Origin of the sequence: Serratia sp. T13T92 (assembly GCF_047530105.1) — a bacterium.
Classification (GTDB): Bacteria; Pseudomonadota; Gammaproteobacteria; order Enterobacterales; family Enterobacteriaceae; genus Chania; species Chania fonticola.
The window spans coordinates 120,815-136,895 of sequence record NZ_JBLJAK010000013.1 but is presented as its reverse complement, the minus strand read 5'-3'; the positions used below and the strand labels follow the sequence as shown (position 1 = coordinate 136,895).

The following is a 16,081-nucleotide window of genomic DNA, read 5'->3' as shown; positions in this document are numbered from 1 at the left end:
TACTTTCATTTGGACGCTCCTGCTGTTGAGGTTAGACACTCAAATTGTGGCACATTGCGATGCCGTGGTAGGAGCGTCCATCTCATTATCCATGCGCTCAACGGTCGGCTAACCTGCAATGACTCCCACCTGCCTCAAGCTTGGGTGTCGCGGTCTAAAACACTATGACTCAGACAACTAGTGACGCCTGTACGAAGTCCTCCTCCTCACCACCATCGCAACACCAATTCCCCTTGAACTAAATCCCGCAATTCGCTATACCACTGGCTTCGTTAAAAGCAGCAAGGGAAAGTCATGCGTAACAACATTTGTATCTTTTGTGGTGCCAGCGAGGGCAATAATCCAGCCTATGTCGAACATGCCCGCCAACTAGGTCATCTGCTTGCCACCCAAGGGCGGCGTCTGGTGTATGGCGGTGGTAAAAAAGGGTTAATGGGTGTGGTAGCAGACGCGGTACTAGAGGCTGGTGGTGAAGCAGTAGGCATCATTCCCCAGCGGCTGGTCGAGGCCGAAACGGCGCACCGTGGCCTGACCGAGCTGGAAATCGTCCCCGACATGCACACCCGTAAGGCGCGGATGGCCGAACTGGCCGACGGTTTTATTGCCCTGCCTGGCGGCATCGGTACGCTGGAGGAGCTGTTTGAAATCTGGACCTGGGGGCAGATCGGTTACCACAGCAAGCCGGTCGGGCTGCTGGATGTTAACGGTTTTTACCACCCGCTAAGCCAGTTTTTACAGCACGTCGCCGATCAAGGTTTTATGCGACATGATTATCTCAAGACCCTGCATATCAGCGACTCTCCGGCAGCCTTAATCCAGCTGTTTGATGACTATCAGCCGCAGAATTACGACCGCTGGGCGAAATAATCCCTGACTACCAGCGGCAAACCGCCGCTGGTCCGCGTTACATTTTCGACCAAACTCTGCTACTATCTGAACACATTTTTTCGGATAAAAACGGCAGCGCTCATGAAGTTTGTTTCTTTTAATATCAATGGACTGCGTGCACGTCCGCATCAACTGGCAGCAATTATCGAGCAGCATCAGCCGGATGTGATTGGCCTGCAGGAAACCAAAGTTCACGACGATATGTTCCCGCTGGAAGAGGTTAGCCAACACGGCTATCACGTGTTCTATCATGGGCAGAAAGGCCATTACGGCGTGGCATTGCTGACTAAAGATGAACCTCTTGCCGTACGCCGCGGTTTTCCTACTGATGAAGAAGATGCGCAGCGTCGTATCATCATGGCCGACCTGGCGACGCCACAAGGCACATTGACGGTGATTAATGGGTACTTCCCGCAAGGAGAAAGCCGCGACCACCCTATCAAATTTCCGGCCAAAACCCGCTTTTATCAAGATCTGCAAAATTATCTGCAACAACTGCCGGCAGAGTCGCAGGTGTTGATCATGGGCGATATGAACATCAGCCCAAGCGATCTGGACATCGGTATTGGTGAAGAGAGTCGCAAACGTTGGTTGCGCACCGGCAAATGCTCCTTCCTGCCGGAAGAGCGTGAGTGGATGGGCCGCCTGCTGGACTGGGGTCTGGTAGATACTTACCGTCATGCCAACCCTGAGCGTAACGATGAGTTCTCATGGTTTGACTATCGTTCACGCGGTTTTGATGAAAACCGTGGCCTACGCATCGATCTGCTGCTGGTTAACACCTCATTGGCTGCGCGCTGTACCGCCACCGGCATTGATTATCAGATCCGTGCCATGGAGAAGCCTTCAGATCATGCTCCCGTCTGGGCCGAGTTCGCACTGTAATCTCCCTGCCCCGATGCATGTCGGGGCAACATTGAATCCATGCTATGAAAATCATTGATGTCGTTGCCGCCATTATCGAACAAGATGGCAAGATCCTGCTCGCCCAACGCGATAGCAGCAGCGATCAGGCTGGCCTATGGGAGTTTCCCGGCGGTAAGGTCGAAATGGCTGAGAGCCAGCCCCAGGCGCTCGCTCGTGAACTGAAGGAAGAGTTGGGCATTATCGCTAAAGTGGGGAGTTTTGTGGCCAGCAATCAGTGGCAACAAAGCGAGAGGATCATTCGGCTACATGCCTGGCAAGTTAACTCCTTCAGCGGGGAGTTACAGCTACACTGCCATAGCGCATTTGCTTGGGTTACACCCGAGCAGGCCAGAGATTACCCGCTAGCCCCCGCCGATATCCCACTGCTGGAAAGCTATATCCGCTTACTATCCCCCTCACCCCAACCCTCTCCCACAGGGAGAGGGAGCTGTAATAGTGCCGTTGTCAGGAAGTGAAATCAATTTGTGGCACGGCTACGGTGAGCACAAGGGTAGATATGTAGCACGTTCAGTCCCCTCTCATCCCAACCCACAGGGAGAGGGAGCTGCAGCGGTGCCGTTGTCAGGAAGTGAAATCAATTTGTGGCACGGTTACGGTGAGTACAGAAGTCAGGCAGTTGCAATCACCGCTTGAGGCGGATCCAGATTAATGGATTGGTGCCCGTGACGTTAGGGTCACGCGCGCACTGCATCATCTCGTCGCCCACTTTCAGCAACGCACCTTCAGAATAGTTTTGATTCTGATAAATGCAGCAACGGTTGCAAGGCGGCGGCGTTGTCGTGGTACGTGCGGTACCCCATATTTCAGGGGAAACCGGCACGACGACATCGACGTTACCGCGATTGGCCAATACGCTGGTGGAAAACAGTGCCAAACAACCAATCAACAAGGGTATGCGGCTCATTCACTTTTCTCCCGTGCCTTACCGGCACTTTTTTTACGCTTTTTCGCCCCGGCTGACGGTGCAGGCGACAAGCCACGAAACGCTATACTGGCCCGGCTCTGCTTAGCCTGATAGATCAGCTGTTGCAGTGTGCCCTCCAGCGGTTGCATAAAGTCCTGATAACGGCAGGATTTTTCGCTGATTTGTGTCAACGTAGACTCCCACTGCGCCGTCATATCAGGGCGTGCCGCCAGGTCCGGCAATGAATGGATCAGTGCCCGCCCGGTTTCGCTGGAATGAATATAGCGCCCTTTCTTGTAGAGAAACGCCCGCTTGAAGAGCAGCTCGATAATGCCTGCTCGCGTTGCCTCTGTTCCTAAACCATCGGTCGCTCGCAGGATTTTCTTTAGCGCTTTATCCTGCACAAAACGCGCAATTCCGGTCATGGCCGACAATAGGCTGGCATCGGTAAAGGGCCGCGGTGGTTGAGTCTGGCGTTCTACCACTTCGCCACGCTCGCACAACAACTCATCGTCTTTGGCGACAACGGGCAGCGGTGCACCTTCGTTTTCCTCATCACGCTCTTTACTACCCAGCAGGGTGCGCCAGCCCGCTTCCGCCAGGAAACGCGCCTTGGCGATAAACTTGCCGCCGGCGATATCCAGCTCGATAACGCACTTGCGGAACATCGCATCCGGGCAAAACTGCATCAGATACTGGCGTGCCACCAAACCGTAAACGTTCAGTTCATCCTGGCTCAGGCTGGCCTTGCTAGCACGCGCCGTAGGAATAATCGCGTGGTGAGCATCGACCTTTTTATCGTCCCAACAGCGGTTACGGCGCTCGCTATCGATAATCGGCTGTGGATAGAGATCCGGCTGATGTACGCTGATGGCGTTCAACACCGCATGGCGTCCGGCAAAGTGTTCCTCTGGCAGATAACGGCAGTCAGAACGCGGATAAGTGATCAGCTTGTGGGTTTCATACAGCCGTTGGCAAACGTCCAACACCTGCTGGGCGCTGAGGTTAAAGCGTTTCGACGCCTCAATTTGCAGCGTGGAAAGGGAGAACGGCAGCGGAGCGGTATCTGATTCCCGTTTATCATTATACGAGGTGACCAGCGCCGGTGCGCCCTCGATGCGTTTAACCACGTGTTCGGCCAACGGCCGGTGCAGTAAACGCCCTTCCTCATCTTGGTAAGGTTCGCAGGATTCACTCGGCTGCCACAGGGCGACAAAGCGTTCTTCCTTCGGCGTGACAATATGCGCTTTCACCTCAAAGAAGTCTTTCGAGACGAAGTTTTCGATCTCTTCATCGCGCCGCACAACCAGCCCCAATACCGGCGTCTGTACCCGCCCCACAGACAGCACTCCGTCGTAGCCCGCGTTACGCCCTAGCAGCGTATAGGCCCGGGTCATGTTGATGCCGTAAAGCCAGTCTGCACGCGCACGCGCTAACGCGGAAACGCACAGCGGGATAAAGTCACGGTTATCACGCAGGCGCTGTACCGCACGCTCCACCGCCTGTGGGTTAAGATCGTTAATCAGGCAACGCCGCACGTTCTGGCGCTTTTCCTGCGTCAGTGCCAGATAATCCAGCACCTCATCCACCAGCAACTGCCCTTCCCGATCCGGGTCACCCGCGTGGATCACTTCGTCAGCCTCTGCCAGCAGCTTTTTGATCGCGTTCAACTGCTTGCTGACCGAAGGGCGCGGCTGCAACAGCCACTTCTGCGGGATTATCGGTAAGTCCGCCAACGACCAGCGCGCGTAACGGCTGTCGTAAGCATCTGGCTGGGCCTGTTCTAACAGGTGCCCAACGCACCAGGTCACCACATCGTTGCTGCCACAGGCAATAAAGCCGTCACCCCGACGATGGGGCTTGGGTAATACATCAGCAATGGCGCGGGCCAAACTCGGTTTTTCGGCTATAAACAGTCGCATTATTCACCGTTATTCTGGCTATACGTCATCAGGAACTCTCTGACTTGCGCGTAATTACCGCGAAAGATCACACGTTGGGTTTTCTTCTCTAATTGGTAGCGATACATCGGGTCGTAATAGTGTTGCAGCAGCGGCACCAGCCATTGTTGATGCGCTTCGCTTTGGCCAGTGAGCCGTTGTACCTGCAGCGCCGATTCGAGACGCAGCGTCAATTGCTGGAACAGTTCCAGCCCCAGGCGGCGGCGGATGGCAAACAGGCCATGGTGCAGATATTCATCATATTGCCGCCAGCCGTCTTGTTCGCCATAGGCTTGCTCAAAGGCAATGCGCATCCGGTCGATGTACTCATCTTGCAGGCGTGCCACACGCACATCAAACGGATCGTCAATCACCACCAGGGCAGCCTGCTGCATACCATTGAACAAGCTTAAAGGCAGATTGGTAGAACCGATAATCCGGCTTTCATCTTCCAACACCCAATGCCGGCAACCAGCATGCTGCTTTTTCAGCATGCGTATGGCCAGATGATTTTCGAAATCTATCTGGGTAGGCTGTTTTACCAGCGTACGGCCAAAGGAGGAGCCGCGATGATGGGCGATCCCTTCCAGATCGATACCGGCCACCAACTCATTAATCAGTAGCGTCTTGCCACAGCCGGTGTTACCGCCAACGATCAGCATAGGCAACGCAGCGGCGTCCTCAAGCGCACCGAGCAAAAAATTGCGCAGCGCCTTGTAGCCGCCTACCACGCGTGGATAGTCAACAGTGGCCTCTCGCAGCCACTGTTGTACCAATTGCGAACGAAGACCACCGCGGAAACAGTAGATATAACCTTCTGGCTGCCGGGTACACTGTTCGATCCAGGCCTGCGTGCGCTGCTCACGCAGTTTACCGTTGACCAGGCTGTGCCCAAGAGCGATCGCAGCTTGTTGACCATGCTGCTTGTAGCAGGTGCCCACCGCCTGACGTTCACTGTCGCTCATCAGCGGCAGGTTAACTGAACAGGGGAATGCCCCCTGCGTAAACTCTATCGGCGCGCGCACGTCAATCAGCGGCACATCCTGAAGAAAAAGGCGCTGGTAGTCTTGCGTATCCTGTCGAGTCTGTATCGTTGACACTAGACAACCTCGATCAGTGGTTTGCCCGCCTGTGCGGCCTGCAATTCACCTATCGCGTTCAGCGTGATGCCATGACGTGCCGCTATCGCCTGCACTTCGGCTTCGGCTTCCGGCAATACCGCCAGCAGCAAACCGCCGGAGGTTTGCGGATCGCACAGTAATTGACGTTGCAGATCGCTCATGGCGCCAACCAGGTGACCATAGCTTTCAAAGTTACGCCCGGTACCACCCGGTACGCAGCCTTCGCTGATATACCGTTCGACATCAGGCAATTTCGGTACGCATTCGAACCATACGGTTGCCTGCAGATCGGAACCCTGGCACATCTCGCTAAGGTGGCCAAGCAGGCCAAAGCCGGTGACATCGGTCATCGCCGTAACGCCAGCCACTTCGGCAAAGTCCGCCCCAGGCTTGTTCAACTGGCACATGACCTCTGTAGCCAGGCCTTGGTGTTCGGCCAGCAGTTTGCTTTTCTTCTCTGCCGTGGTCAGCACGCCAATGCCCAGTGGTTTGGTCAGGAATAGCTTGGTGCCTGCCTGCGCCGCACTGTTTTTCTTCACCAGCTCGGTTTTGACGATGCCGGTCACAGCCAAGCCAAAAATCGGCTCTGGGGCATCAATAGAATGGCCACCCGCCAATGCAATCCCCGCCTGCTGGCAAGCATAGCGGCCACCGTCAATCACCTGCTGGGCAACTTCTGCGGGAAGTTTGGCAATCGGCCAGCCGAGAATGGCGATGGCCATGATTGGCTTACCGCCCATGGCATACACGTCGCTGATGGCGTTGGCTGCCGCAATACGGCCAAAATCAAACGGATCGTCGACGATCGGCATAAAGAAATCGGTGGTGCTGATAATGCCCACGCCGTTACCGATGTCATACACCGCGGCATCATCACGCGTTTCATTGCCCACCAGCAGATGGGAATCGATAAACTTTTCCTGCTCGCTGTGCAGGATCGTTTCAAGCACTTTGGGTGAGATTTTACAGCCGCAGCCAGCGCCGTGGCTGTACTGGGTCAAACGAATGGCCGGCGATGTCATAGTCCACTCCCTCTGGGTAACAAACGAACGTAAGGATATCACAATGGGATATAGGGTAGCGCTTGCCGAGGGGATTGATAAGAGCAGGTTGGCATTATGCGTGCGACCTGCTCAGAAACAGTACAAAACTGCGGGTTATCGCGCATTATCGAGCGGGTTCCCGCATAGCGGATCAGAAGTAGCGGACGAAAGGCGTACTGTCGGGAGCGACCACTTTAGTGGAACCTTTTAACTGCGGCGTGCCTAAATAGAGGAAACCGACGATCTCGTCCTGCTCGCGGCAGGCGAAGGCTTCGCGCACCAATGGATGCTCTGTCCAGGCACCGCTGCGCCAGATACCATTAAAGCCTTGCGCCAAAGCGGCCATTTGCATCGCCTGCACTGCGCAACCGGCAGAGACAACCTGCTCCCAGCGCGGCACTTTCGGATTTTCACTGCAATGGGCAACCACCGTGATAATCAGAGGCGCACGAAAAGGTGCCTGTTTGGCCTTTTCTACCGCACTCTCATCCAGCTCATCGTGTTTGGCGGCCGCTTGTAGTAATTCACTGAAACGCTGTAGACCCTGATCCTCGATCAGGATAAAACGCCACGGCTGTAACGTCCCGTGATCCGGCGCACGCAGCCCGGCATTGATGATATTCTGACGCACTTCACCTGCGGGTGCCGGGGCAGTCAGGCGTGACGCAGAACGGCGATTGAGTAAAAGATCCAGTGCATCCATCATTAACTCCTGATAACAATTTGCATTTAAATCACGTTAACATAGCTCTACATAGAGTTACAGCCTCTGTAATACTGTCTATGCCCATTGCCATTCAAGCTGCATGGGGAGATTTAAAGCTGACTTTTCTTCGGCCGCTCATTAGGATAGCGGAACATTCTAGACTCTTGTTGGAGAGCACATGCGCACATTGGGGCGAATTATTGCAGGTATTTTCAGATGGACATGGCGTCTGCTGAATTTTGTCAGGGAACTTATCCTGAACTTGTTCCTGATTTTCTTGATCCTGGTTGGGGTCGGTATTTATCTTTCACTCCAAGGCAATTCTTCGGCAGTAGCACCGCATGGCGCACTGCTGGTCGATCTCAGCGGCGTGGTGGTTGATCAACCTTCGGTGAACAACCGGGTTCGTCAGTGGGGCCGCGAACTGCTGGGTGCTTCTAGCAACCGCCTACAGGAAAACTCACTGTTTGACCTGGTGGATACCATTCGCAAGGCCAAAGATGATAAAAACATCACCGGTATGGTATTACAGCTGAATGATTTTGCCGGGGCGGATCAGCCTTCCCTGCAATACATCGGTAAGGCACTGCGTGAATTCCGCGACAGCGGTAAACCGATCTATGCCATCGGCGACAGCTATAACCAAACGCAGTACTATCTGGCCAGCTATGCCAACAAGATCTATTTGTCACCTCAGGGTGCCGTCGATCTGCATGGTTTCGCCACCAACAACCTTTACTACAAATCCCTGTTGGAGAAGCTGAAGGTCACCACCAATATTTTCCGTGTGGGCACCTATAAATCTGCCGTAGAGCCGCTGATCCGTGACGATATGTCACCGGCAGCGCGGGAAGCCGATAGCCGTTGGGTCGGCGGGCTGTGGCAAAACTATCTGGATACGGTGGCGGCTAACCGCCAACTCACGCCAGATCAGTTGTTCCCTGGCGCAGCAGATATTCTCAGTGGCTTAAAGGCAGCGGGTGGTGATACCGCGCAATTCGCCCTGAACAGCAAACTGGTCGATGAACTGGCCTCTCGCACTGCGATAGAAACACAGTTGGTGAAAACCTTCGGTTGGGACAAGCAGAGCAATGACTTCACTGCGGTCAGCATCTACGATTACCAGCCGCAGCCGTCACCGGATCAGGGTGGTGAGATCGCCGTTATCTTCGTCAATGGCGCGATCATGGATGGCCCACAGACGCCAGGATCGGTCGGTGGCGATACCACTGCCTCACAACTGCGTCAGGCACGTCTGGATCCGAAAATAAAAGCCGTCATCCTGCGCGTCAATAGCCCTGGCGGTAGCGTCAGCGCTTCAGAAGTGATCCGCTCCGAGCTGGCCGCGGTTCGCGCCGCAGGTAAACCGGTGGTAGTTTCCATGGGTGGAATGGCCGCGTCTGGCGGTTACTGGGTGTCGACCCCTGCAGATTACATCATTGCCAGTCCGAGCACCCTCACCGGCTCCATCGGTATCTTCGGCGTGATCAACACTTATGAGAACACGCTGGATAGCGTTGGGGTACATACCGACGGCGTCGCGACATCACCACTGGCCGATCTGGCAGTGACGAAAGCACTGCCGCCAGAGTTCTCGCAGATGATGCAGTTGAACATCGAGAACGGTTACAAGAACTTCATCACCCTGGTGGCAACCGCCCGGAAAATGACGCCAGAGCAGGTCGATCACATTGCTCAGGGTCATGTCTGGATCGGTAGCGACGCCAAGAAAAATGGCCTGATCGACCAACTGGGTGACTTTGACGACGCCGTGAAGAAAGCGGCAGAACTGGCCAAGCTGCCACAGTGGCAACTCAACTGGTTTATCGATGCCCCTAGCATGACGGATATGCTGCTCAGCCAGTTTGGCGTTTCTATCCACGCCATGCTGCCTGCGGCGATCCAGTCAATGCTGCCAGCCCCGTTGGCATCGGTGGCACTGGCGGTGAAAGAACAGCCTGGCCTGTTTAATAACCTGAACGATCCGCAACATCGTTATGCCATATGCCTGACTTGCGGAGAGGTCCGTTAACAAATAAATCTCTAGCCCGGCACCCACCGGGCTTTTTTTCTCCTGCTATCTCCCTATAATTCAGCCTATCTGACAGCCACAAGATCAAAGCCATGCAAAAAAAATCCATTTACGTCGCCTATACCGGTGGCACTATCGGTATGCAGCGTTCCGAACAGGGGTACATCCCGGTTTCCGGCCACCTACAGCGCCAGTTGGCACTGATGCCCGAGTTCCATCGCCCAGAGATGCCGGATTTCACCATTCATGAATATGCCCCGTTGATCGACTCTTCGGATATGACCCCCGAGGACTGGCAGCATATCGCCGACGACATCAAACAGAATTACTCCCGCTATGACGGCTTTGTTATTCTGCACGGCACCGACACCATGGCATTTACCGCTTCAGCCCTATCCTTCATGCTGGAGAACCTGGATAAGCCGGTGATCGTCACTGGGTCGCAAATCCCGTTGGCAGAATTGCGCTCCGACGGCCAAACCAATCTGTTGAATGCCCTCTATCTGGCCGCTAATCATCCGGTGAACGAGGTCAGCCTGTTTTTCAACAATAAGCTGTTTCGTGGCAACCGTACCACCAAGGCACATGCCGACGGCTTTGATGCCTTCGCCTCCCCCAACCTGCCGCCCTTGCTGGAAGCGGGTATCCACATACGTCGCCAGACCGGCATCGCCTCCCCGGTGTGCAACGGGGAATTGATCGTGCATAACATCACGCCACAGCCCATCGGCGTGGTGACGATTTATCCGGGGATTTCCGGTGCCGTGGTGCGTAACTTCCTGCTGCAACCGGTCAAAGCTCTGATCCTGCGCTCTTACGGCGTCGGTAACGCGCCGCAAAAGGCCGAATTGGTGGATGAATTGCGTGATGCTTCCGAGCGTGGCATCGTAGTGGTCAACCTGACACAATGTATCTCTGGCCGGGTCAATATGGAAGGCTATGCGACCGGTAATGCCCTGGCTCATGCTGGCGTCATCAGCGGTTTTGATATGACGGTGGAGGCCGCGCTGACCAAGCTGCATTACCTGTTGAGCCAGCCGTTAACCCCAGAAGAAATCCGCAGCCTGATGCAACAAGACCTGCGTGGCGAATTAAGCGCTGCGGGCTAACCCGAAGTGGGAACTCTGATGAAAACTGCTCTGTTGCTGATTGATTTACAAAACGACTTTTGCCCCGGCGGCGCTTTAGGCGTGGCAGAAGGTGATGCCACCATTGACGTCGCCAATCAGGCTATCGCAGCCAGCCTGGCCCGTAATGAAGCGGTGATCGCCAGCCAGGACTGGCACCCGGCGGATCATCGCAGTTTTGCGATTAACTCCAACGCACAGATTGGTACGCTTGGGGAACTGGAAGGCCTGCCTCAGGTTTGGTGGCCAGTGCACTGCGTTCAGGACAGTCCTGGCGCAGAGCTTCATCCACAGCTTGATAAGCAGCACATCGCGGCGATATTCCGTAAGGGCGAGAACTCGGATATCGATAGCTATAGTGCTTTCTTTGATAACGGGCATCGGGCGCAAACGGCGCTCGATGGCTGGCTGAAGGAGCGCGGCATCACTCATCTCGCCGTGATGGGGCTGGCCACCGATTATTGCGTCAAGTTCAGCGTGTTAGATGCCTTGCGTTTGGGTTATCAGACTCAAGTCATCACCGATGGCTGCCGCGGTGTCAATTTAAGCCCCGATGACAGCGAGCAGGCTTTAGCGGAAATGCTGTCGGCTGGCGCACAGTTAGTTACACTGTCACAGTTTACTCAGCGCTAACGGTTTTTGGGGCTGCTTGACCTTAGCGCCCCATACTCCCCACCAACCGCTTTATTTTCGACGCTGCTCACATTCCCACCATTCTTCTGCGCGCTCACCTTGTTCCCTCCCGTCTCTTTTGCTGTTATGGCTGCTGATGCATTGGCATCAATAAGTTATACGCATCCGGGGCCTGCCGAGCCCGGCTTTATTGATACCGCCATAGGCGGTTCAGGTCGGCCTTGCTGACCAAAGGAGACAACATGGCTTTAACCCGTAAACTGCTGCCCTTGCTGGTAGCGGTGCAACTCGGCGTGGCTGGCGTGGGCATGGCTCACGCGGCACCTTATCTCTCTGTCGGCTACTTCAACGGCGGTGGCGACGTGACCGCCGGTCCGGGCGGTGATATCAACCAGTTGGACGTCAGCCAGATCACCCACCTAAACTACTCTTTTGGCCTGATTTATAACGCTGAAAAAGAGGAAACCAACCCGGCACTGAAAGATCCCTCCCACCTGCACCAAATCTATCTCTCCCCTAAAGTCGAAGCAGACTTAAAGCTATTACCCGTATTGCGCCAACAAAATCCGGCGCTGAAGGTTTTGCTGTCCGTTGGCGGATGGGGAGCTCGTGGGTTCTCCGGCGCGGCAGCCACACCGGAAAGCCGGGCGGTGTTTATTCGTTCGGTGCAGGAGGTGATTGCCAAGTATCAGCTAGATGGTATAGATCTGGATTGGGAATACCCGGTTAACGGTGCCTGGGGATTGGTGGAAAGCCAGCCCACTGACCGAGCCAATTTCACCACCCTACTGAGCGAACTGCATCAGGCGCTAGGCAAAGAAAAACTGCTGACCATCGCCGTAGGCGCCAACGTCAAAAGTCCGCAGGAATGGGTAGACGTTAAGGCTATCGCGCCCTATCTGGACTACATCAATCTGATGACCTACGACATGGCGTACGGTACCCAGTATTTCAACTCTAATCTCTATGACTCCAAACAATGGCCAACCGTGGCCGCCGCCGACAAGTACAGCGCCGACTTTGTGGTCAACAACTATCTGGCCGCCGGGCTGAAGCCTGCTCAGCTCAATCTGGGGATCGGTTTCTATGGCCGGGTACCTAAACGCGCCACCGAGCCGGGTATTGATTGGGATGTGGCTGATGCGGCCAAGCACCCTGTCACCCAGCCCTATTTCACCACACGTGAAAAAGACGTCTTCAAGTCGCTGGGCGTGGATTTGGATAAAGACAGTTACCTCAAGTACAACGATATCGTGAACAAGATGCTGAAAGACCCACAGCGGCGCTTCACTGCGCATTGGGATAACGAGGCCAAGGTGCCCTATCTGATGATGAAGTCATCCGCAGGAAAGCCGCTGTTCGCGATTAGCTATGAAAACCCGCGCTCGGTAGCCATCAAGGCCGAGTACATCAAGAGCAAAGGATTGGGAGGGGCGATGTTCTGGGAGTATGGCGCGGACGATAACAACCGCCTGGCCCATCAGCTAGCCGAAAGCTTAGGCTTGAGCCCGCAGAAGCAGTAAAACCTTCAGGGCGATGGCAACATCGCCCTGCCAGCAACAGGTTACTGCGGCTTCAGCTTGGCCAACGGCTCGGCCATAAACTGCTGCTTCAGCTCCTGTTTGCTTTTCATCACGATTTGCCCGTCGGTGCCAATGCTCATATGTTGTGGGTCCGCATTGTTCATCGACTGCCACAGCATCACCGCCTGCAGGCTGTGTTCTTTCTGCTCTGGCGTCAGTGCCACACCATCTGGCCACTTGCCCAGTTCTACTGCCAGCACCAGCCGCTGGTAGATTTCCGGCGTCATGGCCGCAATCAGATCTTTTACTTCCATCAGAGCATGTCCTCATCCACGGATGAATAATTAGCTGAATCGATTTTGTTGGTTTAGTTACAGCTTAACCTGCCGTCTGCTCGCCATTCTCGTCGTCGGTGAAATTCAGTGACGCGGAGTTGACACAGTAGCGTTCGCCAGTCGGCTGCGGACCATCGGGAAACACGTGCCCCAAATGCGCGTCGCAGTTACCACAACGGATCTCGACTCGATGCATATTATGTGAATTATCATCAAGATAACGAATTGCATCGTCCGAAACGGGCTGATAGAAGCTGGGCCAGCCGCAGCCAGAATCAAACTTGCTGGCGGAGAAGAACAGCGGCGCGTTACAGCACAGGCAGTGGTACACGCCCTCACGCTGGTTATGCAGTAATTTACCGCTATAGGGGGCTTCGGTGCCACGCTCTTGCGTCACATAACGTTGGATTTCATTCAGTTCCGTGAGCGGTGTCTTAGGGGTTGTCTCTTTAGCCATTTGTGCTATTCCCGCAATGTGGATAATGTCAACGAAAACAATGAGTAATAATAACAAAAAATTAACAACGCTGCAGGCCTTTTTAGCCTAAACTGTACGGCATAAAGGTTACGCTGCCGCCATATGTGACTTTGATCACATATCTTGCACGTACTGACTTTATACTTGGCGGTTTGCCCCCATATCGATGGGAGGACAAACGTAAATGGAATGTGCGATTTGTGTGCAAAACCGGGCCTCTGGTTTGACTTGCAGCAAGAATTGACACGATTCCGCTTGACGCTCGGTAAGGTTTTTGTAATTTTACAACCAACCTTTTATTCACTAACAAATAGCTGGTGGAATATATGACTATCAAAGTAGGTATCAACGGTTTTGGCCGTATCGGTCGCATTGTTTTCCGTGCTGCTCAGGAACGTTCTGACATCGAAATCGTTGCAATCAACGACCTGTTAGACGCAGAGTACATGGCTTACATGCTGAAGTATGACTCTACTCACGGCCGTTTCGACGGTACAGTAGAAGTTAAAGACGGCCACCTGGTTGTTAACGGCAAAACCATCCGTTGTACCTCAGAAAGAGATCCGGCTAACCTGAAGTGGAACGAAGTCAACGTTGACGTCGTTGCTGAAGCAACTGGCCTGTTCCTGACTGACGAAACTGCACGTAAACACATCGCTGCAGGTGCTAAGAAAGTTGTTCTGACTGGCCCATCTAAAGATGACACCCCTATGTTCGTTATGGGCGTGAACCACAAGTCTTACGCTGGCCAAGAAATCGTTTCCAACGCTTCTTGTACCACCAACTGCCTGGCACCACTGGCTAAAGTAATCAACGACAAGTTCGGCATCGTTGAAGCTCTGATGACCACCGTGCATGCGACTACCGCAACTCAGAAAACCGTTGATGGCCCGTCTCACAAAGACTGGCGCGGCGGCCGCGGCGCATCCCAGAACATCATCCCTTCTTCTACCGGTGCTGCTAAAGCAGTAGGTAAAGTCATCCCAGAACTGAACGGCAAACTGACCGGTATGGCGTTCCGCGTTCCTACTCCGAACGTATCTGTGGTTGACCTGACTGCTCGTCTGGCTAAACCAGCTTCTTACAAAGAAATCTGTGCTGCTATCAAAGCCGCTTCAGAAGGCGAGCTGAAAGGCGTGCTGGGCTACACCGAAGACGAAGTGGTTTCTACCGATTTCAACGGCGAGAAACTGACTTCTGTGTTCGATGCTAAAGCCGGTATCGCGCTGAGCGACACCTTTGTGAAACTGGTTTCTTGGTACGATAACGAAACTGGCTACTCAAACAAAGTACTGGACCTGATCGCTCACATCTCCAAGTAATGGCTTGATGTGCAGTTGATTATCAAGGGCGACACTAGTGTCGCCCTTTTTATACCCGTCGTCTTTCAAGCCACAGCGTTGTTACCTGCGCTTACACACCCCAGTCACTTACAATAGTAAGCTCCTGGGGATGAGTAAGCTTGTCGCCTAGCTGTAACTTGAAATCCATAGGGTATGTTTGTTTTTGCGGCGAAAAGAAGGCAACAACATGAACGAAAAAATCTTCACCCTACCCGTTAGCGAACAAATCACCCCTTTTATCAGCCAACGCCAACTGGACGAACTGCCAGTGGTGGTGGTTTCTCACCCGAAAGTCCGTGCGGCCGTTGCTCTGCAAGGGGCCCATCTGCTGGCCTGGCAGCCAAGCGGTGATAAACCGGTGCTTTGGCTGAGCAACAATACGCCTTTCAAAAACGGCGTGGCGATCCGCGGCGGCGTACCGATCTGCTGGCCGTGGTTTGGCCCGGCAGGTAGCCCATCCCACGGCTTTGCCCGTAATCAGCCGTGGCAGCTTACCGCGCACGATGAAGATGAAAACGGCGTGATCCTGACCTTCACGCTGCAAGACAACGAACAAACCCGCAAATTGTGGCCACATGCTTTCACCCTGATCGCCCGCTTCAAGCTGGGTGAAGAGTGCGAGATGGAGCTGGAATCACACGGTGACTACCAGGCTACCGCTGCTCTGCACAGCTATTTCCAGATCGGCGACATCGACAAGGTGAAAGTTGCCGGTTTGGGCGAGCATTATATCGATAAGGTGGCGAAGGGGATCGAGGCACGTCAGGTTGGCGAGCTGGAGTTTACCGGGCAAACCGATCGCGTCTACACCCAGGCCACGCCTTGCAGCCTGATCAAGGACCCGATGTTGCAACGCACCATCGAGGTCAATCATCACTATATGAGTGATGTGATCGCCTGGAACCCAGGTGTCGAGCTTTCCTGCAGCATGGCCGACATGCCAAACGACGGTTACAAAACCATGGTCTGTGTGGAAACCGGGCGCGTAAGCAAGCCGCTGATCGCCTCAGGGGAGCAACCTGCCCGCTTGGCGATGAAAATCCGCAGCATTAAAAATAGCTGATCAAACTGGGGCGAAACA

General features: G+C 54.3%; 16 protein-coding genes. 9 read left to right on the top strand and 7 right to left on the bottom strand.

Annotation, left to right across the window (positions count from 1 at the left end):
• The first annotated feature begins 294 nt into the window (after positions 1 to 294).
• The 3 genes from ACMV5I_RS14665 to ACMV5I_RS14655 all read left to right on the top strand — a co-directional run bounded on the left by ACMV5I_RS14665 (position 295) and on the right by ACMV5I_RS14655 (position 2,270).
• Positions 295 to 867 (top strand): TIGR00730 family Rossman fold protein, encoded by a 573-nt coding sequence (locus ACMV5I_RS14665; protein ID WP_202672657.1) that lies wholly within the window; start codon positions 295 to 297, stop codon positions 865 to 867.
• A 102-nt stretch (positions 868 to 969) separates the two neighbouring features.
• Positions 970 to 1,773: an exodeoxyribonuclease III gene (gene xthA / locus ACMV5I_RS14660; protein WP_414824649.1), complete on the top strand. Its 804-nt coding sequence runs from the start codon at positions 970 to 972 to the stop codon at positions 1,771 to 1,773.
• A 44-nt stretch (positions 1,774 to 1,817) separates the two neighbouring features.
• A complete protein-coding gene (locus ACMV5I_RS14655) occupies positions 1,818 to 2,270 on the top strand; it encodes a pyrimidine (deoxy)nucleoside triphosphate diphosphatase (RefSeq protein WP_202672658.1) in 453 nt (150 codons plus the stop codon).
• Positions 2,271 to 2,437: 167 nt separating this feature from the next.
• Here ACMV5I_RS14655 and ACMV5I_RS14650 read toward each other — a convergent pair whose 3' ends face one another.
• The 5 genes from ACMV5I_RS14650 to ACMV5I_RS14630 all read right to left on the bottom strand — a co-directional run bounded on the left by ACMV5I_RS14650 (position 2,438) and on the right by ACMV5I_RS14630 (position 7,526).
• Positions 2,438 to 2,719 (bottom strand): DUF1496 domain-containing protein, encoded by a 282-nt coding sequence (locus tag ACMV5I_RS14650; RefSeq protein WP_024486970.1) that lies wholly within the window; start codon positions 2,717 to 2,719, stop codon positions 2,438 to 2,440.
• Entirely contained in the window at positions 2,716 to 4,641 is a 1,926-nt protein-coding gene (locus tag ACMV5I_RS14645; protein ID WP_024486969.1) for a DNA topoisomerase III, read from the bottom strand. The genes ACMV5I_RS14650 and ACMV5I_RS14645 overlap by 4 nt, the downstream gene beginning before the upstream one ends.
• Positions 4,641 to 5,759: a tRNA 2-selenouridine(34) synthase MnmH gene (mnmH, locus tag ACMV5I_RS14640; RefSeq protein ID WP_414824648.1), complete on the bottom strand. Its 1,119-nt coding sequence runs from the start codon at positions 5,757 to 5,759 to the stop codon at positions 4,641 to 4,643. Before mnmH ends, ACMV5I_RS14645 begins: the two co-directional genes overlap by 1 nt.
• Complete coding sequence (gene selD, locus ACMV5I_RS14635) at positions 5,759 to 6,802, bottom strand: selenide, water dikinase SelD (RefSeq protein ID WP_414824647.1); 1,044 nt, start codon at positions 6,800 to 6,802, stop codon at positions 5,759 to 5,761. The genes mnmH and selD overlap by 1 nt, the downstream gene beginning before the upstream one ends.
• Before the next feature lie 172 nt (positions 6,803 to 6,974).
• Positions 6,975 to 7,526: an NAD(P)H nitroreductase gene (locus ACMV5I_RS14630; protein WP_121606998.1), complete on the bottom strand. Its 552-nt coding sequence runs from the start codon at positions 7,524 to 7,526 to the stop codon at positions 6,975 to 6,977.
• Between the two features lie 181 nt (positions 7,527 to 7,707).
• On the opposite strand from ACMV5I_RS14630, the gene sppA reads away from it, so the two are divergent.
• The 4 genes from sppA to ACMV5I_RS14610 all read left to right on the top strand — a co-directional run bounded on the left by sppA (position 7,708) and on the right by ACMV5I_RS14610 (position 12,844).
• Positions 7,708 to 9,561 (top strand): signal peptide peptidase SppA, encoded by a 1,854-nt coding sequence (sppA, locus tag ACMV5I_RS14625; protein ID WP_414824646.1) that lies wholly within the window; start codon positions 7,708 to 7,710, stop codon positions 9,559 to 9,561.
• A 92-nt stretch (positions 9,562 to 9,653) separates the two neighbouring features.
• Complete coding sequence (ansA, locus tag ACMV5I_RS14620; protein ID WP_021806614.1) at positions 9,654 to 10,670, top strand: asparaginase; 1,017 nt, start codon at positions 9,654 to 9,656, stop codon at positions 10,668 to 10,670.
• Between the two features lie 18 nt (positions 10,671 to 10,688).
• Complete coding sequence (gene pncA / locus ACMV5I_RS14615) at positions 10,689 to 11,321, top strand: bifunctional nicotinamidase/pyrazinamidase (RefSeq protein WP_414824645.1); 633 nt, start codon at positions 10,689 to 10,691, stop codon at positions 11,319 to 11,321.
• A gap of 242 nt (positions 11,322 to 11,563) precedes the next feature.
• A complete protein-coding gene (locus ACMV5I_RS14610) occupies positions 11,564 to 12,844 on the top strand; it encodes a glycoside hydrolase family 18 protein (protein ID WP_414824644.1) in 1,281 nt (426 codons plus the stop codon).
• 41 nt (positions 12,845 to 12,885) lie between these two features.
• On the opposite strand, the gene ACMV5I_RS14605 is transcribed toward ACMV5I_RS14610, so the two are convergent.
• Both ACMV5I_RS14605 and msrB read right to left on the bottom strand, forming a co-directional pair.
• Positions 12,886 to 13,158 carry a YeaC family protein gene (locus tag ACMV5I_RS14605; RefSeq protein WP_021181206.1) on the bottom strand — a complete coding sequence of 91 codons (273 nt, stop codon included), beginning with the start codon at positions 13,156 to 13,158 and terminating at the stop codon, positions 12,886 to 12,888.
• A gap of 64 nt (positions 13,159 to 13,222) precedes the next feature.
• On the bottom strand, positions 13,223 to 13,636 hold the full coding sequence (msrB, locus tag ACMV5I_RS14600) for a peptide-methionine (R)-S-oxide reductase MsrB (protein ID WP_021181205.1): 414 nt from the start codon (positions 13,634 to 13,636) through the stop codon (positions 13,223 to 13,225).
• A 347-nt stretch (positions 13,637 to 13,983) separates the two neighbouring features.
• On the opposite strand from msrB, the gene gapA reads away from it, so the two are divergent.
• Positions 13,984 to 14,979, top strand: a complete 996-nt coding sequence (gapA, locus tag ACMV5I_RS14595; protein WP_021181204.1) for a glyceraldehyde-3-phosphate dehydrogenase — start codon at positions 13,984 to 13,986, stop codon at positions 14,977 to 14,979.
• A 208-nt stretch (positions 14,980 to 15,187) separates the two neighbouring features.
• Entirely contained in the window at positions 15,188 to 16,063 is an 876-nt protein-coding gene (locus tag ACMV5I_RS14590) for a D-hexose-6-phosphate mutarotase (protein ID WP_121607001.1), read from the top strand.
• The last annotated feature ends 18 nt before the right edge of the window (positions 16,064 to 16,081 follow it).

Bases quoted from the DNA above. Each gene is read 5' to 3' on its own strand.
- ansA (WP_021806614.1), top strand. From the start codon at position 9,654: ATGCAAAAAAAATCCATTTACGTCGCCTATACCGGTGGCACTATCGGT.
- ACMV5I_RS14590 (WP_121607001.1), top strand. From the start codon at position 15,188: ATGAACGAAAAAATCTTCACCCTACCCGTTAGCGAACAAATCACCCCT.
- sppA (WP_414824646.1), top strand. From the start codon at position 7,708: ATGCGCACATTGGGGCGAATTATTGCAGGTATTTTCAGATGGACATGG.
- ACMV5I_RS14650 (WP_024486970.1), bottom strand. From the start codon at position 2,719: ATGAGCCGCATACCCTTGTTGATTGGTTGTTTGGCACTGTTTTCCACC.
- ACMV5I_RS14605 (WP_021181206.1), bottom strand. From the start codon at position 13,158: ATGGAAGTAAAAGATCTGATTGCGGCCATGACGCCGGAAATCTACCAG.
- ACMV5I_RS14630 (WP_121606998.1), bottom strand. From the start codon at position 7,526: ATGGATGCACTGGATCTTTTACTCAATCGCCGTTCTGCGTCACGCCTG.
- ACMV5I_RS14610 (WP_414824644.1), top strand. From the start codon at position 11,564: ATGGCTTTAACCCGTAAACTGCTGCCCTTGCTGGTAGCGGTGCAACTC.
- selD (WP_414824647.1), bottom strand. From the start codon at position 6,802: ATGACATCGCCGGCCATTCGTTTGACCCAGTACAGCCACGGCGCTGGC.
- msrB (WP_021181205.1), bottom strand. From the start codon at position 13,636: ATGGCTAAAGAGACAACCCCTAAGACACCGCTCACGGAACTGAATGAA.
- ACMV5I_RS14665 (WP_202672657.1), top strand. From the start codon at position 295: ATGCGTAACAACATTTGTATCTTTTGTGGTGCCAGCGAGGGCAATAAT.
- pncA (WP_414824645.1), top strand. From the start codon at position 10,689: ATGAAAACTGCTCTGTTGCTGATTGATTTACAAAACGACTTTTGCCCC.
- ACMV5I_RS14655 (WP_202672658.1), top strand. From the start codon at position 1,818: ATGAAAATCATTGATGTCGTTGCCGCCATTATCGAACAAGATGGCAAG.
- ACMV5I_RS14645 (WP_024486969.1), bottom strand. From the start codon at position 4,641: ATGCGACTGTTTATAGCCGAAAAACCGAGTTTGGCCCGCGCCATTGCT.
- xthA (WP_414824649.1), top strand. From the start codon at position 970: ATGAAGTTTGTTTCTTTTAATATCAATGGACTGCGTGCACGTCCGCAT.
- gapA (WP_021181204.1), top strand. From the start codon at position 13,984: ATGACTATCAAAGTAGGTATCAACGGTTTTGGCCGTATCGGTCGCATT.